Origin of the sequence: Pseudovibrio axinellae, from assembly GCF_900110875.1 — a bacterium.
Taxonomy (GTDB): domain Bacteria; phylum Pseudomonadota; class Alphaproteobacteria; order Rhizobiales; family Stappiaceae; genus Pseudovibrio; species Pseudovibrio axinellae.
In genome coordinates, this window is the sequence record NZ_FOFM01000005.1 from 299,251 (window position 1) to 320,522 (window position 21,272).

The following is a 21,272-nucleotide window of genomic DNA, read 5'->3' on the forward strand; positions in this document are numbered from 1 at the left end:
GCGTCCTCCTCACACCCGTTTGAGCGCGCGGGCGCCCCGGAAATAGGATTTAACCCAAGGGTGCTCCACCTGCATCATATCTTCAATGGTTCCTTCAACCAAAACCCTACGTTCACTCAAAACAGCAATGCGATCACAAATACTATGAAGGCTGTCGAGGTCATGCGTTACCATGTAAACTGTAAGTCCCAGAGTTTCTTTTAGTTTTACAATCAGATCATCGAACTCGGCCGCACCAATCGGATCAAGACCAGAGGTCGGCTCGTCCAAAAACAAAAGGTCAGGGTCCATCGCCAGGGACCGTGCAAGTGCAGCTCTCTTGATCATTCCGCCCGACAGCTCAGATGGCAGCTTCTCCGCAGCGTCCAACGGCAGCCCGACCATCTCAATTTTCAACAGCGCCAGCTCATCCCGCAATCGGGCAGAAAGCTTCAAATGTTCACGCAGGGGCACCTGAACATTTTGTTTCACCGTCAAAGACGAAAACAAAGCCCCCTGCTGGAACAGCACCCCCCATCGCTTCTCAATCTCGCGGCGCATGTCATCGGTTGCTTCATCGTAGTCCTGCCCAAACACTTCAATGGAACCCGAGCGCCGTGGGTTCAGCCCTAGCACGGTGCGCATAAGGACAGACTTGCCCGTACCCGATGCCCCCACGAACCCCAAAACTTCGCCGCGGTACACATCCAGATTCAAGTTCTCTAAAATGAGCTTTTGGCCAAAACCAACTGTCACATCCCGAGCCCGAAGCAAAACTTCACGTTCATCCACCAGGTCGCGCCCTGTGCCCTGCCCCGATACCGGCTCAGTTCTCTCTTGTCCCATACTGGTTAAAACCCAATAGATGCAAAGAACACCGCAAAAACTCCATCCACTACGATGACCATAAATATAGATTTCACAACAGAAACAGTCGTATGTCGGCCAAGTGACTCAGCAGAGCCTTCAACCTTCATTCCTTCCATACAGGCAATCAGGCCGATGATCAGCGCCATAAATGGTGCCTTCAACACACCAACCATCAGTGTATCAACTGTAACAGCCGCCTGCAGCTGCGCAATGAAGGAATTTGGTACAATGTCCAGGTACCACCAGCATGTCAGCCCAGCCCCAAAAAGAGCCGCCAGGTTTGCCATAAACACAAGAATGGGAAGGGCGATCATCAATGCCACCAGGCGTGGCAAAATAAGGACCTCAGTCACCCGCAGTCCAGTGACCTGCAAAGCATCAATCTCTTCCCGCATTTTCATGGAACCGAGCTCGGCTGTATACGCAGAGCCTGAACGCCCGGCCACCATAATAGCAGTCAGAATGACACCAATCTCTCTCAGCACCAAAATACCGGAGAGATCCACGACAAAAATCTCAGCCCCAAACTGCTTTAGGTAAAAGCCGCCTTGCTGGGCAATAATCCCTCCGATCAGAAAACTCATCAGACAGACTATGGGCACCGCCCCCATGCATGAGCGCTGGAACTGCACAGCAATGGAAACCGGTCGTAAACGTCTCGGGTGTGTCGCGGCAGCCGTAACTGTCGCAGTCAACCCTCCAAGCATCGCCAGGACATCACGCGTGTCGCGCCCCAGCTGGCGGGTCGCTTCGCCCACGCCTGCAAGATAATTCAAAAAGGAGTTACCAGAGACTTTCTCGGGTGGATTATCGACGTCTTCCCGGTCCACTTCTCTCAACAAAATGTCAAAACGTTCGTCTTCGTAAAGAAACTGGACCTGCCGCCCCTGCTCTGCCTGTTCCATCTGAAACCGCTGCAGCAACCAAGCACCAGCCGTATCCAGAAAGCTAACCTTCTTTAAATCAACGCAAATTACGGAGTGAGTAAGCCTAAGCGCTACCTGGGTAATGAGCTTTTCGCATGTCGCTCCTTGGCGGATGCCCCAGGCACCTGAAGCAGTGAGCAAAAGCAACGCACCATCTTGGGCCGCAACCAGATTCGGCGCATCCATCTTATCAGTCAGCTTCATCACAAAACCCTGAGCCCCGAAATTCGAAAATCCTAATGATCCTATACAGATTTCTGTAATGTGTCGTCCAGTATTACGCACTCAGCCACAAGTACAACGGATAATGTCATGACACTATCTAAGCCCTACCTATTATTTCTTGGGGATGCAAAAGACGAGCTTGCTGCAAAAACTGCTCACGGCATAGCCGATTGGAGAGCGGATTGGTGCGTCGGGCAGCTTTCACTTCCCGGTTGTAAGGCCCATACAAACCTGCCTGAGATGACCCCGGTTGAAGCTGCCAAAGCTGGCGCAAAAACCATGGTTATCGGCTGCGTAAACGCTGGGGGGGTTCTTCCTGAAATTTGGATCGAACCCATAGTTACAGCCCTAAACGCTGGACTGGACGTTGCAACAGGTCTGCATATCCGCCTTTCCAGCATTCCTCAGGTGAAGGACGCCGCCGCAAAGAACAATTGCAAACTCCACGACCTGCGCTTTCCAGAACTTTCATTACCAACCGGCAGCGGGAGTAAACGCCTTGGAAAGCGTTTACTCACAGTCGGTACAGATTGCTCCGTGGGCAAAAAATACAGCGCATTAGCGCTACAAAAAGAATTCACTCAGCGAAACATCAGTGCTGATTTTTGTGCAACAGGTCAAACTGGAATTTTGATTGCAGAACGCGGCATCGCTATTGATGCAATCGTTTCTGATTTCATTTCTGGCGCGGCCGAACACCTTAGTCCAGCCAACAAAGACAACCATTGGGATATAATCGAAGGACAGGGCTCGCTGCTCCACCCATCCTATGCTGGCGTTTGCCTTGGGTTGCTTCACGGGTCCCAACCCGATGTCTTTGTTATATGCCACGAACCCACCCGAGCGACCATGCGTGGTGTTTTAACGCCAATCCCCTCCATCAAGGAAATCATTGACCTGACAATGCGTTTAGGGCGCATCACCAACCCCAACATTCAATGTGGTGGGCTTGCCATCAACACGATGATGCTCTCCGAAAATCACGCAAAGAACTTGATTGAAGAGCTCGCAGAAGAGCATAAACTACCGGCAACTGATCCAGTCCGCTTTGGGGCAGCCCAAATCATAGATCATATTTGCCAGGAGCTAAAACTCGCTTGACCTGTCACCTATCTATTAAAGCCGAAACTTTCCCTATTGCGGGAAGCTTTACAATTGCTCGTGGTTCTCGAACCGAAGTGCATGTTGTCACGACCACGCTCACCCAAAATGGCCTGACAGGTCGTGGGGAATGCGTGCCCTATTCCCGCTATAATGAAAGTGTTGAAAGCGTCATCGCGCAGATCGAAACTGTACGCGCGCAGATTGAGGCTGGCCTGTCGCTGGAGGAGCTGCAAAACCTGATGCCACCTGGGGCTGCCCGCAACGCAATTGACTGTGCCTTATGGGACCTGACTGCCAAGCGTAGCGGAACCAGTGTCGCTGAGCTTGTGGGCATCAAATCCCAGCACCGGCTGCAGACCGCCTATACTATTTCCGTGGGAACAGCTGAGAAAATGGCGCAAGACGCGGTAAAAGCTTCCAACCGCCCCCTTCTCAAGGTCAAGCTTGCTGGTGAAGGAGATGTACAGCGCATTGCAGCCGTCAGACAAGCCGCACCGCACAGCAAGCTCATTGTCGACGCAAATGAAAGCTGGTCAGAACACAATCTGGAAGCCAATATCGCAGCCTGTAAAAAGGCCGAAGTCGGTCTGGTAGAACAACCTCTGCCCGCAGGAAAAGATGCGATCCTAGCGCAGGTGGAACACCTGATCCCAATCTGCGCGGATGAGAGCTTACACACGTCCAGTGACCTGGAAAGCCTCAGGGACCGATACTCGGCCATTAACATCAAGATCGATAAAACCGGTGGACTGACCGAAGGCCTGAAGCTGCTGCGCAAAGCCGAAGCATTAGACTACGTCATCATGGTCGGCTGCATGCTTGCCACATCTCTTTCCATGGCCCCAGCCATGCTGCTGGCGCAAAATGCGCAGTTTGTTGATCTGGATGGGCCGCTGTTACTTGCAAAAGACCGCGATCATGCGATCCAGTTCGAAGGCAACCTAATGCATCCACCCTCCCCACAGCTCTGGGGCTAAATAATCAGAAAGGCGGCCTTCATGAGAAGAGCCGCCTTTTTAATATCATACGCGTTTTGAAACCAGCAGGAGTGTAAGCACACCAGCCATGCAGATACCCGACATGAGGTAGAAGGCATACGCCTGCTCGACCTCGTAGAGCCATCCACTTGCGATCCCACTGATCCCCATAACCGCACCAAAAGCCGTTTGGAAAAGCCCCTGAGCCGTTGCCAGCCTCTTATTGGAGACCAACTTGGACAAGTAAGAAACGACGCCCAAAAACACCATTCCAAAGCTACCGGCGTGAAGCAGCTGTAAGATGATTGCAGACCATGCTTCTGTTGCAAAGGGGAAGAGAAGCCATCGAATGATGCTTGCAACTCCGCCTGTCACCATAAGCCCCCAAGCTCCCAGATGCCTTAGGAAGAACGCACCCCAAACAAAGATACCGATCTCTGCCAAGGTACCGAGCGCCCACAGTCCACCAACCATCGCATCACTAATACCCACAGACAGCCAGTATATGCTTGCAAAGGCATAAAGCGCTGAAAAACTTCCGAGCAACAGTCCACCAGAAAGGACCACTAAAAGAAACTGTGGGTCTCTTAACTCCTCAGCGGACCAGACACTTTCTTTGGTCACACTGCGACTTTCAGAGGGCATACCAGGCAAAAGAACCGCAACTACAGCCAGCAACCCAAGACTGCCCACGGTCAAAAACAGCAGGTCAGCTGGCTCACCAAAAGAGAGGTACCAGCCACCAATGAGTGTCGCGACCACAAACGCAATCGAGCCCCATGATCGCATTGGACCATAATTCAAACCCAGCGTATGCACCGTTTCGTAGGCATAAGCATCCTGAAGAGGCTGAATGGGCGTGTAGAAAATGGAGAGGAAAATAACAAGACCAATCACAACCCAGTAGTCACTAGCGTAAATCAGCACCCAAAACGATAACAGCGCGACGACACTGAACAACGCCATGGAATGACGCCTGCGCCCTGCTCGGTCGGAAATACTCGTCATGATCGGCGTTGCAAATATCCGCACAATATTTGGCAGCGCAATTACAAATGCAATTTGGACGGGCGTAAACTTTATCTGTTCCAGAAACAGAGGAAAGTAAGCAAGAAAAAAAGCATTTGCAAAATTGAAAGCAGCAAACAAACCGCTCACACCAGTGGCAATCCAGAATAGGTTGCTTGGTTTTCCTAAAGGAGAGGTACTTCTGGGCATAGTCATTGGAAAACAGTACAAATGGGGGTGGAGAGTACCCATAAACGACAATGCTTAGGGATACTCCTTTTACTTGTGCTAATAGGGACTATCCAAATCAATGTAAACCAATTATTAGCCGTAGAATCTGTTACATAAACTTGTAGTATTATCTTAGATAATTATGAGGGAGCTACATATGGCTTGCAGCAACCGAAAGGTCCTTTTGAGCCCCGAGGAATTTGATGCCATCAAAGGTGCACTCTCCGAAACAGAGAGAGGCCGCGCTTTCCTTCATGATCATCTCACATTGAACAGATCAGTTGAAACTGCAGATCTTTTGGATGCCGTAAGACGACTGGAAAAAACACTAGTCGACCGCGAACTACCCTCAGAGATGGAAAGTTACCGCCTTCACACCTATGAGATGTATGAGGCGATTGAAAGAACTAAGGACGAAGTCTCAAAGATAAGACTTGAAAATGCTGATAATAATCGCTTTTCAGTAGCATCTGACGAGTTGGATGCAATCGTGACTTCGACAGAAAGCGCCACTCAGTCCATTTTGGAATCCTCTGAAGCAATTCAGGATCTGACCGACAAACTACGCGCCTCCGGTAGTGACGATGCAGCATGTGACGCCATTGAAGAAATGGCCATGGAAATTCTCATGGCTTGCTCCTTCCAGGATTTAACGGGTCAACGCATAAACAAAGTTGTGAAGGCCCTCCATTACCTTGAAGATCGCATCAACAAGATGATCCGCATTTGGGGTGTGGACCTGACTGAAGACGGTCACCCGAAGGCAGAAGAGACCGATCAGCACACCAAAAATGATCGCCACACCGACTTGCGTCCAGACGCCCACTTGTTAAACGGTCCGCAAATGGACGGCGAAGGGGTTGATCAAGCTGACATCGACGCGCTGTTTGACACCGCGCCTGTGTCCAGTGAGCACGAACTGATAGAAAACGTGGTGCAGTTTTCTGCAGACACAACCGATCAGGAAGCTCATCAAGAGCTGAAGGAAGAACCTGAAGCAAAAGCATTTCAAGCTGAAGAGCTTAACGATAAGGCAGAAGACCTTGCTGCTCTTGAGGTGTCCCAGAGCGCACAAGCGCAAGATAAAAACCTGGATATTGCTTCAAAAGATGCATCTCAAGCTGGTTCTAGCGCTCAGAAAACCCCTGATGTGAACCCGGTTAAGATAGAGGGGCAATCACCGCCTCTGACAACACCATCAGGCAATAACTCCGATCCGCTACACCATCTTTCAACGGGTGAACGCTTCGCTTTGTTCTCCTGACGAACTATCGAATGGGACCAAGGGTGCTCTATTGAGAATCTCATGAGGAGCCATAGCAGTTTACACTCGCATACTGCTATGGCTTTTAATCAGGCTTCTGCCTTCTCATCGCTATACTGCTTTAACGCAGCTTCAAAGACAGACGGGTCAACATTCCCGCCAGAGATGGTAATGACAGCTGTCTTCCCGTCCAGATCAATTTGCCCACTCAAGAGCGAGGCTAAAGCAACGGCTGCGCCCGGTTCAACAACAAGCTTAAGTTCAAAATAGGCATAAGCAACCGCATGCATGGCCTGTTCATCACTTACGCTCAGTCCCTTGGCCTGGCGCCTTTTTAAAATGGCAAAGCTCTTTTCACCCGGTGTATCAGTCATTATCGCATCGCATACAGAACCACTAAGCGCAGCGTTACGAACCCGCTCGCCACTTTCAAGCGACCGTGCGTAGTCGTCAAAACCGGCAGGTTCCGCAGTATAGATCTGACAGTCGGGGAGGCTCTTTTCCAGCGCCAGAGCGATTCCACTGGTCAACCCACCGCCACCAGTGCAACTGATCAGCACGTCCGGCGACACGCCCAACGCTTCACATTGCTCAACAATTTCCAGTCCACTCGTTCCCTGTCCAACAATCACACCACTGTCATTGAATGGATGAATGAAGGTCGCACCGCGTTCCTCGCAAATGGCATGTGCAATTGCCTCACGATCTTCGCTATGGCGGCAATACAATATCACCTCAGCGCCCAACGCTTTGGTTCGCTGGATTTTTAATTCCGGCGCATCCTTCGGCATCACAATCACCGCAGGAAAACCGAGTATCTTGGCAGATGCAGCAACCCCTTGAGCATGATTGCCCGAAGAACAAGCGACAACACCGCCTGCACGCTGCCCCTGAGGTATTAAAGAAAGACGGTTAAATGCTCCGCGGAACTTAAAAGAACCGGTTCGCTGGAGGTTCTCAGCCTTGATGAAAACTCGCCCATTCACCCGCTCATCCAAAACTGGATAGTTCAAAAGCGGTGTCATAGACGAATACCCTTGCAATCGTGCTCTTGCTTTTTCAATTTCTGAAACGGTAAGTTCAACGGGACTGGAAACATCTAAAACCATGGGAACCTCAAGCAAGAACAATATGGCGTGTGTATATCACGCAGGCGCACTGAGGCTACAAAGATTGTGAGTGCATTCCAAGGAGATTCACTCAACCATTCAGGCGACTTTTGACAAGCCCTTCCCGAAGCGCGCCGCCTTCTCAGAACCGACAGGCACAGTAGGATTGCACGCTTGTGAGGCATTCGCGAAGAACTGCTCTGCACTGGCGCGCCAGGTAAATTGCAAGGCAACCTCCCGGCAATGTTCTCGAGAAATATCAAGAGCTTCCAGCGCGGCCTCCTGGAGGTCGTCCTTCAAAACCCCAGCCCCGCTGCTTCCAATCACATCAATTGGCCCCATGACTGGGAACGCAGCAACTGGCCGCCCGCAGGCGATGGCTTCAAGCAGCACATTTCCAAATGTTTCTGTCAAACTAGGAAACACAAACACATCTGCACCAGAGTAGTATTCAACCAGCTCTTCACCCTCTTTAGGGCCAGTGAAAACAACATCAGGATAGGTTTTGCGCAGTTCGTCCAGCTGAGGCCCGCCCCCCACAACAACTTTGGTTCCCGGCAAAGAAAGGCGAAGGAAGGCCTCTATGTTTTTCTCCACCGCAACACGCCCCACATAGAGAAACCGCGGCCCTGGCAAGTGGGCGAGCCGGTCAGAGTGGATAGGCCTAAAGCGGTTATGATCCACCCCGCGAGACCAGCGTAACAGGTTGGAAAACCCACGCTTACGCAAATCCTCCTCTAGAGTGCGCGTTGCAACCATGCACCCTTGCCCACTATTATGAAACCGCTTCAACCAGTCATACGTTAAGGACAAAGGCACCGGATAACGCGCCCGTAAATACTCTGGAAAACGCGTATGATAGCTCGTAGTGAATGCTCGGCCATCTCGTTTTGCCACCCGCCGCGCCATAAGCCCCAACGGCCCCTCAGTCGCGACATGTAGAAAATCACAATTATTCTTCTCAATAGCATCACGCACCAAATGCGGCAGCGTCAAGCTCAATCGGATCTCGCCATATGAGGGCATGGGCACACTATGAAAAGACTGGGGCGTTAAGAGCTCAACACGAAGCCCCATCTGGCGCAATTCAATCGCCAATCGCTCCAGTGTTCGCACAACGCCGTTGATTTGCGGCTTCCAAGCATCCGTAACAATCAGGATCGAGTTCATGCCGCCACCTGTCTGTCCGAACTGTCTTTTTCCGTCTCTGAAGCTACTCGTCGTCCATCCCCCCATCTGATCACCTCAAAGGAGCCGTCAAAGTTTTCTGCCACAGCTGTGCAGCTTTCGACCCAGTCACCAGTGTTGATGTAATGGACACCGCTAACCTCATGGTCAGCTGCATGGTGAATGTGACCACAAATCACTCCATCAACATTCTGGCGCTGCGCCTCATGGACCAGCGCATCTTCAAACTTTCCAATGAAGTTGACTGCGTCTTTGACTTTTAGCTTGGCCCACGCTGATAAACTCCAATACGTGAGCCCCATTTTCCGACGACAGTAATTCAGCACGGTGTTGAGGTTAAGTGCGCTCACATAGGCCCAGTCCCCCAAAAACGCCAACCACTTTGTATGACGCACCACCACGTCGAACTGATCTCCGTGAATAACAAGGTAGGATTTGCCATTGGCCCCGTCATGAGTGAACTGGTCAACAACTTCGACACCACCAAAGTGCATTCCAAAGAAGTCCCGCAGAAACTCATCATGATTGCCAGGGATGTAGATTATACGTGCGCCCTTGCGCCCTTTTCGCAAAAGCTTCTGAACCACATCATTGTGAAGTTGTGGCCAATACCAGGAGCGCTTAAGCCGCCAACCATCGATGATATCACCAACAAGATAAATTCTGTCAGCGTCGTTCTGCCTCAAGAAGTCCAAGAGTAACTCTGCCTGACACCCACGCGTTCCCAGATGCACATCAGACAAAAACAAGCTGCGGTAGCTTTTTTGAATCGAAATCCCTGTCACCACACTGCTCCTCGAATAAAAGCCTTCCTCCTTTTATCTCGCGGAACAAGAAACAATTATGACAGGGCACACATGCCAGCACAGGATGCTGCAATCGCACACATTAAGGTACTCGTCCCTTGCCCCACAAAAACATAAGACACTGTATCTAAAAGTATAATATGGATATCAGGTATATTCATAAGCTCTGGTCCAAACACAACTTTGTCAGTAAGCTGCTCAAAGGTGGTATTGAATCAGTAGGAAATTGAAATGCATTTGGGAATTGAAGGCCGTAAAGCCATCGTATGCGCTTCCAGCCGTGGCTTGGGGTTGGCAACAGCAAAGTCACTGGCTGAAGCTGGGTGTGATTTGGTAATCAACGGGCGTGACGCAAAAAAGCTTCAACAAATCGCCGAGGAGCTGAGAGCGCAATACAGCGTTCGGGTAACTCCCATCGCAGGTGACATTTCCTCACCAGAAACTCAACAGGCTGTACTCAAGGCTTGTCCAAATCCTGATATTCTCGTCAACAACAATGGCGGCCCACCACGTAAGGATTTCAAGGAACTCAACCGGCAAAGCATTCAGGAAGGCGTGCTACAGAACATGATCACGCCGATCGAGCTGATCCAAGCCGTCATTGAGGGAATGGCCGAGCGCCGATTTGGTCGTATCGTCAACATCACATCCATGTCTGTAAAAATGCCAATTCAGGGCCTCGATCTGTCCAGTGGGTCCCGCGCTGGCCTCACCGCATTCTTAGCAGGCGTATGCAGAGAGTACGCGCCGCACAACGTCACCATCAACAATGTGCTTCCTGGTAAATTCGACACTGATCGCCTCAAGGGCGGTTTTGAGCATCAAGCCCAGCAGGCTAATATTTCCGTTGAAGAAGCAAAGCAGTTGACCTCAAAAGAGATACCGGCAAACCGTCTTGGAAACCCAGAAGAGTTTGGCAAGGCATGCGCATTTATGTGTTCCGCGCACGCTGGCTACATCACAGGCCAAAACCTTCTACTGGACGGTGGCCTCTATCCAAGTGCCTTTTAAAAAATATTTATATTCATAGCCTTAGATACAAAAACCTTCCCGAATTAGGTTTTCGGGAAGGTGGTAACACTACACAGCGATCCAGCTTTAAAACTTGATCCTTGCACCGAGACTTATGATATCAATATTCGCATCATTAACTTTTCCCGCAATGGAGACACCTTCATAATACGCCTGTTCGGGGTTGATATCGATCCGGTCACTTTCAGGGAACAGGTGTGAATACCCAAGATCAAACTCAAGCCAGTCCTCGTAGAAATAGCTTAGACCGGCGCTGATCCAAAACCGGTTGGCATCAGGCAGTCTAGGCGAGCGGTTCGCTTCATCAATTGGCGACCATTCATAGGCTAAGCCAAACCGGCCAGTTATATTCTTTGTAAAATCATATTCTGTACCCAGAGATATGAAGTAGCCATCGTTGTATTGGAACGGTAATTGCGAAACCACATTGCCTTCTAAGTCATAGACTGGAAACGTTCCGAACCGCGACCAGTGCGTCCATTCGAACGTACCCATGCCGCGCCAACGTTCATTCAGTTCTTGCTGAAAAGAAACCGTGACCGTCTCGGGAAGCGTAACATTGGCACGGATCGGCGTCACATCCACACCGCTAACCACAAGGTCGCCTTTCAGATCTTGTTCAACAGGAGAACGGTAACCAATTCCCAGCTGCGTTCCCTTCCAAGGCCTAAAGAGTGCACCCAGTGTTGCGCCAAAGCCAAGATTGTAGTCTTCGCCGCGCAACTCGGCAGTTGGAGCATTGGGCACAAGCGGCGGTACGCCCAGCCCAGATTTCAAGCGCACTTGTAAATACTGAAACTGAACCCCGACACCGACAGAGAATTTTTCAGTCAGTTCATAAGCGGCCATGGGTGTAATGTTGACGGAAAGCACACGTGATGATCGTGCATAGACTTGCCCGGCCCACTCGATCTGAGGCTTGGTCTCAAAGCCATACGGTGCACTGGAGCTAATGCCCAAGGAAAGACGATCATTGACTTTCCACGTACCATATCCAGCAGGCACCCAAGCATCGACCCCAATGTCTCCAGAGGAATAGGGCACACCAGTAACCGGTATCTTGAATGTATCAGTGACATCAATAGTCGCACTGTCCAGATCGATCGTCCCACTGGGGAGAACAAGCGTTTGGGACGTCTCGGACTGCATTCCCTCATGTGCGGTCATTGTGGCTGGGTTCCAGTACATACTGGAAAGGCTCTTTGAAACAGTCGCGTTTCCAGCAAAAGAGAGCCCTTGGAACCAGGCCGATTGTTCGCGAATAGCGAAGGCACCGGCAAAAGCATCCGAGGCAATCAATAACGAAGACACGAAGCTTATTGAAATTGGTAAATATCTACACATGCACGGTACTTTCTGTTCTCAAGAAAACATTCAAGTAGTGCCTCGATCAAGCTACGAGTTACTTATCGATTTGGCTCTCTGTGATATATTTGACCATATTGAAAATTTATTACATTCGTATTTTTGGAGGTATGCTTTGATAATACAGAAACAATCAATGTCACGATCTGAAATCATCTGTAATCGATTAGCATTTTAGACAGTTTTACTGATTATTTTTCTGTGGTAAAACTTCCGCAAATAAAAAACCCTCCAAATGGAGGGCCTTCCAATAGTGTTCAATACGCTCTCTAAGCTCTTGTTGAGATGTTTTTGCCAAGTGACAGAGCACTCCAATCAGAGAGAGCTTCTTTCGCCTGTATGTAACTCTCATAAATATTACGAGTTGCTTTGTCTTTTTGCGTGTAAACGTCGAGCACCTCTTCACTCTTAATTTTCAAGGTGCTTAGAACGTCCTCCGGAAACTCGCGGATTTCAACGCTATGTTCCGTTTGCAACACCTTCAGGCTTGCGGCATTTTGCGCGTTAGCTTCTGAGAGCGCCAGATCAGCTTCCACACGACATGCATTTTCAACGACTGCCTGCAAATCAAGTGGCAGGCCTTCCAAAGCAACTGCGTTCACGATGCCTTCACCGGTGCCATTTGGCTTGTTGAAACCTGGGCCGTAATAATACTTCACCAGTTTCTGGAAACCCAATGCGCTATCGCTCCAAGGGCCGAGAAACTCGACGCCGTCCACCACATGTGTCTGTAGGCTTGTGAAGATCTCAGAAGCCGGAATGTTGACGGGCGTAACACCAAGCTTGCGCATGACCTCACCGCCAAGGCCCGCCATACGCAGTTTGCGGCCCTTCAAGTCATCAAGTGTCTCAACTGGCTCTCGGTACCACCCAGCCATTGTCGGCCCGGTGTTGCCGCCCATAAACGGCTTTACACCAAAGGGAGCATAAAGCTCATCCCAGAGCTGTTGACCGCCAAGTTGGTCAATCCATGCAGTGTGTTCATGTGGCAGAAGCCCAAACGGAACAGTAGTAAAGAACACCGACGCCGGCATTTTCCCTGCCCAATACATAGCAGCAGAATGCCCCATCTGTGCTGTCCCGCTGGAAACAGCATCAAACACTTCAAAAGCTGGAACCAGCTCACCAGCAGCAAACAGGCGAACACGCATGCGGCCGTTGCTCATCATATTGATACGATCACAAATGCGTTGCGCAGACATTCCAGGGCCCGGCAGGTTTTTTGGCCAGCTAGTGACCATACGCCACTCAATAACCGGCTCTGAACTTTGGGCAACAGCTGGCGCAGCCAATGCAGCACCTCCGGCAACAGCCCCTGCAGCAAGCCCAAACGCCTGACGGCGGGTCAGGTTTTTCTCGTTTTCTTTAATCATTATCTCCGCCTTCTACTTAGGCCAGAATTCATGGAAATGGTGTACCGGACCATGTCCTTCACCCACATCAAGCGTATCTGCAGCCCTAATCGCCTGACTTATGTATTTCTTTGCCTCACCAATTGCATCTTCCAGCTCAAGCCCCTTTGCCAGGCCAGCTGCAATTGCAGATGATAAGGTACACCCCGTCCCATGGGTATTTTGCGTTTTGTACCGGGGAGCAGAATACCACCTCTCCACTTCCCTGGTTAAAAACAGATCATCACAGGTCTCATCAACCCCGTGTCCGCCTTTTAAAAGGACCCGTTGCGCGCCCAGATCAAGCAACGCCAAAGCCTGTTGACGCATATCTTCACGAGACGCGGCCAAAGGCTGATCAAGCAAGAAAGCTGCTTCTTGCATATTGGGCGTGATCATCATCGCCAAAGGAAACAGCCTTTGCTTCAGCGAAGAAACTGCCGAGCTTTGCAACAAGACATCCCCGGAAGTCGCCACCATAACGGGATCAAGGACGAGGCGCGTTACATTATATTCCGCCAGTTTTGTGGCAAGAACATCAATTACTTCTGGCTGTGACAGCATTCCAACTTTTACGGCATCCACTTTTAAGTCAGAAAAAACCGCATCCATCTGGTCTGCAACAAAGAGCGGTGGAACATCCTGAATTGCGCTTACACCCTTTGTGTTCTGTGCAGTTAACGCGGTAATCACGCTCGCTCCATAAACACCCAGTGCAGAAAAAGCCTTCAGATCAGCCTGAATCCCAGCGCCACCGCCGGAATCAGAACCCGCAATTGTGACTGCTATCGCACTCATTCAGCCAGCACTCCACCATTATTATTTATTATTTCTAGTTTGAGGCGCTCGTTGAACTGGTCACCCTGCAAGCCATAGAGAGTATCGAGGAAAGCTGGCGTGAAGCTTCCCGGTCCCCTCGCCTGCTCAGCTGCAATCTCCCCGCACACACCATAAATGGCAAGTGCAGCAAGCATGGCGAGCTCTTGATCAGGCTCCACTGCCGCAAAACCAGCCATAACCCCGCCCAAAGCACAGCCAATACCAGTCACTTTGTCCATGTAAACATGGCCGTTGCTCATTTTGTACGTATGTTGACCAGAAAATACGAGATCCTCTTGCCCTGTGCGTACAACCAACTGTTTGTCTGAGACAGCCTCTTTTAGCCCCTCATACTCCGCTTGGTTGGCTTTCAGGATCGACACGTTCTCAGCCAGTATGTCTCTGGCAAACTGCATACGAATGTCAGAACGATCCACTTTAACCGGATCCAGCACGACTGGTATAGGTTTCTTGATAGCCCCCTCAAGGCCGAGCCGAATCCCGTGCCGCCGCTTGCCATCAAGCGTCCCAAGGTTCACGAGCAACCCATCCACACTATCGATAAATGTTGGAATTTCATCATGAGACGCAGTCATGGAAGGCACAATATTACAGGCCAGCATGACATTCGCCGTAATGTTTTGTGCAACTGAGTTCGTCAGGCAATGAACCCGAACACCGCGTGCACGCAGGTTTTCAAAGACCTGCCAAAAATCGTCAGCTGTATAGGACATTTGTTTTCGCTCCCCTATCGATTTCGGCGGGAACGATTACATTGGTACACATCCCAATTCCCTCCGCCGGTACAATCCGGATCAGGTTCTAGGAGTTGGCAGAACAGCCTCTCAGCCCGTCAATCATGTCAGGGCACCCCCATTGGCTCTTGTTTTTTGCTAACAAACTAGAGCAGGAACTGCAAGAGGAAACGAGCGACACCAAGCAGAGGCAACTGGGGGTAGTTTTCACTAAAAAACGCAAAAGCTTGCAAAAAAACGCTACTTCGCTGCAAAATGCCTACAAAACAACGCAAGCTCAAATTTAAGCTTACGGAACAGAAGGATAGCCGATAAATGATTCCGTTCTTTGTTCAAATCAAATGCCAGCTGGGAAAAACCTATCAGGTTGCCAATGCCATTGCTGACGCGGAAATTGCCTCCGAAATCTACTCCACTTCCGGAGATTACGATCTGCTGGCCAAATTCTACATAAACGATGATGACGACATCGGTCATTTTGTTGCCGACAAGGTTCAGGTGTTTGAAGGCATACAAGACACCAAAACCACTATCACCTTTAAGGCATTCTAATCACAACACAAACAGGCGGGCCACAAACCCGCCTGTTGCTTCAAAACTATTCGCTCCACGAAATACCAAAACTAACTTCCGGCGCTTTGAGCTTCCTGAATTGCAGTCCAGACCGCAATGGGTGTAGCAGGCATATTGATATGCTCAACACCGGCGTTCTTTCGCAGCGCATTTTGTACGGCATTCATCACCGCAGGCGCAGCTCCAATAGAACCAGCCTCACCAGCCCCTTTAATTCCCATTGCATTTGTCGTCGAAGGAACGTTGTTGGTTGAGAAATCAAAACTCGGCAAATCATCTGCACGAGCAACATGATAGTCCATGAAAGATGCACTCAGCAGCTGACCGTCCTCATCATAAACAGTATGCTCACAAAGAGCCTGTGAGATCGCTTGGCCAGCTCCCCCATGCACCTGCCCTGCCAAAAGCATAGGATTCACTGTGACACCAAAGTCATCAACGATCACATAGTTGACCACTTCTGTTTTGCCAGTATCAGGATCAATCTCAACCTCACACACATGGGTGCCATTCGGGTAAGTACATTCATCCTGCATCACTTTTTCGGCTGCACTCAAAGTACTTTCCTGAGATTCAGCCACACTCACAAGGCTGACTTGCTGGTCCGTACCAACAACGCGGACCTGACCATCCTCCAGCGTAAGATCCCCAACACCAACCTCTAGCTTCTCGCTGGCAATCTCTTTGATCTTAGCAACTAATGTCTCTGATGCCGCCTTAACAGAAGGCAGACCGAGCGGAATCGACCTAGACCCACCGGTTCCGCCACCAGTGGCGACACGGTCGGTATCACCCTGCACCATCTCCACCTGGTCCATCTGTAAACCAAATTGTTCAGCAATAATTTGCCCATATGCAGTCGCATGGCCCTGCCCATTGCTCTGAGTACCAATCAGCAATGTCACAGTGCCGTTCGCGTTCAGCTCCAGCTTAGCTTCTTCACCACCAGGAAATGCGCAGGCCTCCACATAGCTTGATAGCCCAAACCCACGGTAAAGCCCCTTCGCTCGGCTTTCCTCTTCACGCTCAGCAAATGTAAGATACTGCGCCTTCTCCAAAGCTTTTGTCAGGTGCGCTCCAAAGGACCCGGTATCATAAGTACGCCCTGTCGCCGTGGTATATGGGAGCGCATCGTCAGCGATAAAGCTTTGCCGGCGAAACTCAGCTGGGTCCATACCTATTTCATAGGCTGCTTTATCTGCCAAACGCTCAATCAAATAAAGGGCTTCAGGACGCCCTGCACCGCGGAAGGCATCAAGTGGCACTGTGTTTGTGTAAACGCCTTTTGCCTCTATCCATGTTGCAGGAACATCATAGAGTCCAGAGGACATTGTAATGCCAGTGCCGGGGATACCCGGGCCAAACTCATGTAGATAAGCGCCCATATTTGCAAGTACATCAACCTTAAGGCCAGTCATTCTACCGTTCTCATCCAACGCCAGCTCTGCAGTGGACACATTATCGCGGCCATGTGCATCAGATACAAAATGCTCAGTACGTTCCTGCAGCCATTTAACAGGGCGGCCCAGACGTTTCGCAGCTATCAAGCAGAGCGGGTACTCTAGGTAGGTGAATATTTTTGTCCCAAAGCCACCGCCCACATCAGGCGTCACCACTCGGATATCTTTTGGGTCAATTCCAAGAATGTGCTTCGAAATTACATCGCGAACAGCGTGCCCACCCTGGGTCCCTGTCGTCAAAGTGTATCGGCCACTCTGCGTATCAAATTCGCCAAGACAAGCCCGTGGCTCGACAGCGTTGGAAACGACACGGTTATTAACGACCTTAATCTTTGTAACGTGATGGGCAGTCTGGAAAGCCTCTTCCATCGCGTCCTTATTGCCCATTCCAATGTGAAATGCTTGGTTTGAGCCATGCTCAGGCCAAACCAAAGGCGCATCTTCACCTAATGCAGCTTCTGTCCCTATCGCGGGGTCCATGTCCCCATAATCTACCTCAATCATTTCCAAAGCAGCACGCGCTTGCTCAATAGTGTCAGCCACAATAAAAGCGATCGCGTCTCCCACAAAACGAACTGTATCAGAGCAAAGGACTTCACGCTTAGGAACCCAATGCTTGCTCCCATCGATCTGTCGCAGCACTGCTTTACACGGAATAGAGTTTGTTTCTTCAATATCCGCAGCTGTCAAAATGAGGTTCACACCCTCCATAGCCCGTGCATCATCCAGTCCTCCCAGAGTGAATTTTGCAAACGCAAGTGATGACCGCAAGACAACAGCGTGGGCACTTCCAGCCACTTTCAGATCATCGGTGTAATGACCCTTTCCGGAAATAAAGTCAGCATCTTCTTTTCGGCGAACGGGAGCACCAACTCCAAACTTCGGTGTAGCAATCTGATTCATGAAAACCTCAAAAGTCTGGAGAGCGACACAACACCGCACCTCCCAATACAGCTTTTTACGTATCAGCAGAGAAACTACAGTGCTTTTTTCAACCTGCAAGTGTTTTCTACAACACCGCAGAGGTCCAATTACAATAGTTACTTGGCACAAGTACCACCTGATATTGCGCAGTTTATGGCAGGATACTTGAACTCATAAGTTGTTACGAGCTTCGCGCTCCCTGTCGAAACTCTCAAGTTAAAATTTATTTTAGAATTTGACCAAACTACAAACATTAGGTTATTTAAGCCAAACACCCATCTGATCCTTGTTACGATGTACGCTCCTTAGCGAACATCACTTTGCACCGGACATCGGGTCTGGTCTTTTGCTCGTAACAAGGCAGCTTCGAAAGCAGTTACATGCCTGTTCCTTCAGCCACGCCTGAAGGCAGCTCATCACCTGCTGCGTACAAAACGAGGTTTTCCGAAAAATGGCAAAGCCTTTCAAATAACACACGCGGTATCTGCTGGGCCCTTCTGGCAACATTCCTTATGGCCGTTATGAGCACAATCATCAAACTGCTCGGCGATCATCTACACGTTACTCAAATCCTTATGCTTCGTCAGTTCTTCATGCTGGCAATCTCGGCACCAGTCGTCATAAAAGGTTTCCCGGGCTCACTTAAAACACAGGCTCCATTGCTTCACCTTGGCCGTATTCTGCTTGCAGCCGCTGCAATGTACTTGGGCTTTACAGCGGTTATCCATTTGCCACTTGCAGAAAGCACGGTCATCGGCTTTGCAAGAACGTTTTTCATTACGATTTTCGCCGTCATTTTCTTGAAAGAGGTCATTGGAGTTCACCGCATATCAGCAACGCTCCTAGGCTTTATCGGAGTGATGGTCATCGTTCAGCCTGGTACCGGCGCTGAAATGAGCATCTACAGCGCCATGGCTATTTTTGCCTCAGCCTGTGCCGCGCTCGTTGGCATCATTTTGAGAAAAGTCACACAGCTTGATCGGCCAATTACGATCTTGACGTTTCAGGCCACCTTTGTCGGGCTGATAATGGCGCCATTTGGCATTTACAACTGGGCTCCCATTAGTGTTAACGATGCAATCCTATTGCTCTGCTTAGCCGGTGTCAGCTGGGGTGCACAAATGTGCAATATTCAAGCCCTTAGGTTTGGTGAAGCTTCTGCAATCGCGCCATTCGATTACATCCGGCTCGTATATGCCGCAATCATATCCATCGTCATATTCGGTGTTTGGCCGCTCTGGACGACATATCTCGGCGGAGCCATCATTGTAGCAGCCTCGTTGTACACACTGCACCGTGAGACAGTACTCGGCAAAAAAGTTGCTACGGGAACAGCTCCCTCCAAAACACATTAACGTAACGATCACGTACAAAAAAAAGCCCTCGCACTTGCGAGGGCTTATCTTTTGCAAACGGCTTATTCAGCTTGCGTTTTCGAGAGTCCGAGCCTTAGCTTTTTCTTCCTCGACAAGCTCTTTCTTGGAGAGTTTACCAACCATTGTTTTTGGAAGCTCATCCCGGAATTCAATTGCCTGAGGCATCTCGATTTTCGAAATATGGTCCTTCAAGAACTCCTTCAGCTCACCTTCGCTGCTGCTTTCGCCATCTTTCAGCTTCACGAAAGCCTTAGGCGCCTGACCGCGGTATCCATCAGGGATCGCAATCACAATAACCTCAGCAACCGCTGAGTGCTGATACAACGCCTCCTCGATCACACGCGGATAGACATTGTAACCAGAGCAGATGATGAGGTCTTTGATACGATCTACAAGGAAGATAAACCCTTCCTCATCCATATAACCGACGTCGCCCGTGTGCAACGCACGGCCATCTTCGAGCGTCTTGGCCGTTTCATCAGGACGATTCCAGTAGCCCTTCATAACCTGCGGGCCGATAATACACAGCTCGCCTTTTTGACCGCGTTCAACAACCTTTTCAGGCTCATCCAGATCACGGAACTCAATAGACGTGCCCTGCATGACCACACCAATCGAACCGTCTTTACCAGTCCCGTCCATAGGATTAGCTGCGGCAACTGGAGAACTCTCCGTCAAACCGTAGCCTTCCACCAGAACACACCCGGTCAGCGCTTCAAACTTCTGCTTCACTTCAACAGGAAGCGGCGCGCCACCAGACATACAATAGTTGATCGAACTAAGATCGTAATTCTTGGTCATCTCGCTATTGTTGATTGCAGTGTAGATTGTTGGAACCGCTGCAAATAGAGTTGGCTTTTTCTTGGCAGCAAGATCAAGCAGTTCTTTCAAATCAAAGCGCGGCATCAGCAGCATCTCTGCTGCTCCAAGAATAGACAGGTTCTGCAAAACAGTCATTGCGAACACATGGAAGAAAGGCAACACGCATAGTGTTTTCTCTTGACCACGCCTCAATTCACCATAATGGCTATCCAGCATCTCCATATTCGAAGTGATGTTATAATGCGTTAGCATTGCGCCCTTTGGAACACCAGTTGTACCACCAGTGTACTGCAAGATCGCAACATCTTCCTTCGGTTCAATCTCGACCGGAGTAACCGCCCTACCTTTAGCAAGAAAGTTCTTAAAGCGGATATGAGCTTTGTCCGCTGGAATGTTGGAAACATCCTTGCGTTTGAACATCTTGAACAGGAGTTTTTTCGGCTGAGGTAGGATGTCTGCCATTGGACATACAATGATGTTGTCTAAAGCCCCTTCCTGACGAACCGCTTCCACCCGGTCATAGATCACAGAAAGATCCATAGTCACCATGATGCGGGCACCAGAGTCCCTCGCCTGGAAGGCGATTTCGCGCTCAACATAAAGCGGGTTGAAGTTGACAACGACTCCACCAACTTTCAGGATCGCGAAATAGAAAATGGTGTAATATGGCGTGTTGGGCAAACACAAACCGACCTTATCGCCTTTTTTCACACCCATCGCCTGAAGGGCGCCTGCAGTGCGCTCGACGAAGTCTCCCAGTTCGCCATAGCTTGTAGTCTTGCCCATAAAATAGATAGCTGGACGGTGAGCATAACTCTTTACGGTCTCATCCAGATAGCTGTCGATGGTACGAATTGGAAATTCCAGTTGTCCCTCACGATCTGTCACCATATGCAGATCTCCTCCCCGAATTATTTTAGTTCTTCAGACGAAGTTGACAGGAAACCCAGACTGAACGCTGAAGTTCGAGTGCGCACCATATCAGAAAAACCTTATTGCATCATGTTTTGCGCAGAACTTGAGATAAGCTTACCAGTGCGTCAACCCAGACATAGGGTTGAACTTCAA

At 49.9% G+C, this 21,272-nt stretch carries 18 protein-coding genes and 1 riboswitch; of the genes, 6 read left to right on the forward strand and 12 right to left on the reverse strand.

The window, feature by feature from the left end; all coding sequences use genetic code 11:
* Positions 1–9: 9 nt before the first annotated feature.
* Together BMZ51_RS13480 and BMZ51_RS13485 are read right to left on the reverse strand one after the other, a co-directional pair.
* A complete protein-coding gene (locus tag BMZ51_RS13480; RefSeq protein WP_068002188.1) occupies positions 10–825 on the reverse strand; it encodes an ABC transporter ATP-binding protein in 816 nt (271 codons plus the stop codon).
* Positions 826–830: 5 nt separating this feature from the next.
* Entirely contained in the window at positions 831–1,979 is a 1,149-nt protein-coding gene (locus tag BMZ51_RS13485; RefSeq protein WP_068002190.1) for an MlaE family ABC transporter permease, read from the reverse strand.
* A 108-nt stretch (positions 1,980–2,087) separates the two neighbouring features.
* Between BMZ51_RS13485 and dgcN the strand changes: the two genes are divergently transcribed.
* Both dgcN and dgcA read left to right on the forward strand, forming a co-directional pair.
* A complete protein-coding gene (gene dgcN, locus BMZ51_RS13490) occupies positions 2,088–3,101 on the forward strand; it encodes an N-acetyltransferase DgcN (protein WP_074882101.1) in 1,014 nt (337 codons plus the stop codon).
* The gene (dgcA, locus tag BMZ51_RS13495; RefSeq protein WP_068002193.1) at positions 3,098–4,081 is read left to right on the forward strand and encodes an N-acetyl-D-Glu racemase DgcA; all 984 of its coding nucleotides are present in this window, start codon (positions 3,098–3,100) and stop codon (positions 4,079–4,081) included. Before dgcN ends, dgcA begins: the two co-directional genes overlap by 4 nt.
* Positions 4,082–4,126: 45 nt before the next feature.
* Here dgcA and BMZ51_RS13500 read toward each other — a convergent pair whose 3' ends face one another.
* On the reverse strand, positions 4,127–5,239 hold the full coding sequence (locus tag BMZ51_RS13500) for an MFS transporter (protein WP_208979461.1): 1,113 nt from the start codon (positions 5,237–5,239) through the stop codon (positions 4,127–4,129).
* Positions 5,240–5,477: 238 nt separating this feature from the next.
* Here BMZ51_RS13500 and BMZ51_RS13505 point away from each other — a divergent pair, with 238 nt between their 5' ends.
* Complete coding sequence (locus BMZ51_RS13505) at positions 5,478–6,584, forward strand: protein phosphatase CheZ (RefSeq protein WP_208979462.1); 1,107 nt, start codon at positions 5,478–5,480, stop codon at positions 6,582–6,584.
* Between the two features lie 89 nt (positions 6,585–6,673).
* Here BMZ51_RS13505 and BMZ51_RS13510 read toward each other — a convergent pair whose 3' ends face one another.
* The 3 genes from BMZ51_RS13510 to BMZ51_RS13520 form a co-directional block, all read right to left on the reverse strand.
* The gene (locus BMZ51_RS13510) at positions 6,674–7,693 is read right to left on the reverse strand and encodes a threonine ammonia-lyase (protein ID WP_068002199.1); all 1,020 of its coding nucleotides are present in this window, start codon (positions 7,691–7,693) and stop codon (positions 6,674–6,676) included.
* A gap of 99 nt (positions 7,694–7,792) precedes the next feature.
* On the reverse strand, positions 7,793–8,863 hold the full coding sequence (locus tag BMZ51_RS13515) for a glycosyltransferase family 4 protein (protein WP_068002202.1): 1,071 nt from the start codon (positions 8,861–8,863) through the stop codon (positions 7,793–7,795).
* The gene (locus BMZ51_RS13520; RefSeq protein WP_068002828.1) at positions 8,860–9,666 is read right to left on the reverse strand and encodes a UDP-2,3-diacylglucosamine diphosphatase; all 807 of its coding nucleotides are present in this window, start codon (positions 9,664–9,666) and stop codon (positions 8,860–8,862) included. Before BMZ51_RS13520 ends, BMZ51_RS13515 begins: the two co-directional genes overlap by 4 nt.
* Before the next feature lie 252 nt (positions 9,667–9,918).
* Here BMZ51_RS13520 and BMZ51_RS13525 point away from each other — a divergent pair, with 252 nt between their 5' ends.
* Positions 9,919–10,698, forward strand: coding sequence for an SDR family oxidoreductase (locus BMZ51_RS13525; RefSeq protein WP_068002205.1), 780 nt, complete (start codon positions 9,919–9,921; stop codon positions 10,696–10,698).
* A gap of 87 nt (positions 10,699–10,785) precedes the next feature.
* Here the strand turns inward: BMZ51_RS13525 and BMZ51_RS13530 are convergent, their stop codons facing one another.
* The 4 genes from BMZ51_RS13530 to BMZ51_RS13545 form a co-directional block, all read right to left on the reverse strand.
* Positions 10,786–12,030: an OmpP1/FadL family transporter gene (locus tag BMZ51_RS13530; RefSeq protein WP_208979463.1), complete on the reverse strand. Its 1,245-nt coding sequence runs from the start codon at positions 12,028–12,030 to the stop codon at positions 10,786–10,788.
* A 323-nt stretch (positions 12,031–12,353) separates the two neighbouring features.
* Complete coding sequence (locus BMZ51_RS13535; RefSeq protein ID WP_068002212.1) at positions 12,354–13,457, reverse strand: TRAP transporter substrate-binding protein; 1,104 nt, start codon at positions 13,455–13,457, stop codon at positions 12,354–12,356.
* A gap of 12 nt (positions 13,458–13,469) precedes the next feature.
* The gene (gene thiD, locus BMZ51_RS13540) at positions 13,470–14,273 is read right to left on the reverse strand and encodes a bifunctional hydroxymethylpyrimidine kinase/phosphomethylpyrimidine kinase (protein ID WP_068002215.1); all 804 of its coding nucleotides are present in this window, start codon (positions 14,271–14,273) and stop codon (positions 13,470–13,472) included.
* Positions 14,270–15,028 carry a hydroxyethylthiazole kinase gene (locus BMZ51_RS13545; protein WP_068002218.1) on the reverse strand — a complete coding sequence of 253 codons (759 nt, stop codon included), beginning with the start codon at positions 15,026–15,028 and terminating at the stop codon, positions 14,270–14,272. Before BMZ51_RS13545 ends, thiD begins: the two co-directional genes overlap by 4 nt.
* A gap of 41 nt (positions 15,029–15,069) precedes the next feature.
* Positions 15,070–15,179, reverse strand: a riboswitch (TPP riboswitch).
* Positions 15,180–15,364: 185 nt separating this feature from the next.
* Here BMZ51_RS13545 and BMZ51_RS13550 point away from each other — a divergent pair.
* On the forward strand, positions 15,365–15,601 hold the full coding sequence (locus BMZ51_RS13550) for an Lrp/AsnC ligand binding domain-containing protein (protein WP_068002221.1): 237 nt from the start codon (positions 15,365–15,367) through the stop codon (positions 15,599–15,601).
* A gap of 71 nt (positions 15,602–15,672) precedes the next feature.
* Here BMZ51_RS13550 and BMZ51_RS13555 read toward each other — a convergent pair whose 3' ends face one another.
* Positions 15,673–17,985, reverse strand: coding sequence for a xanthine dehydrogenase family protein molybdopterin-binding subunit (locus BMZ51_RS13555; RefSeq protein WP_068002225.1), 2,313 nt, complete (start codon positions 17,983–17,985; stop codon positions 15,673–15,675).
* A 401-nt stretch (positions 17,986–18,386) separates the two neighbouring features.
* Between BMZ51_RS13555 and BMZ51_RS13560 the strand changes: the two genes are divergently transcribed.
* Positions 18,387–19,361: a DMT family transporter gene (locus tag BMZ51_RS13560; protein WP_068002228.1), complete on the forward strand. Its 975-nt coding sequence runs from the start codon at positions 18,387–18,389 to the stop codon at positions 19,359–19,361.
* A 66-nt stretch (positions 19,362–19,427) separates the two neighbouring features.
* Here BMZ51_RS13560 and BMZ51_RS13565 read toward each other — a convergent pair whose 3' ends face one another.
* Positions 19,428–21,095, reverse strand: coding sequence for a long-chain-fatty-acid--CoA ligase (locus BMZ51_RS13565; RefSeq protein ID WP_068002231.1), 1,668 nt, complete (start codon positions 21,093–21,095; stop codon positions 19,428–19,430).
* Positions 21,096–21,272 lie beyond the last annotated feature (177 nt).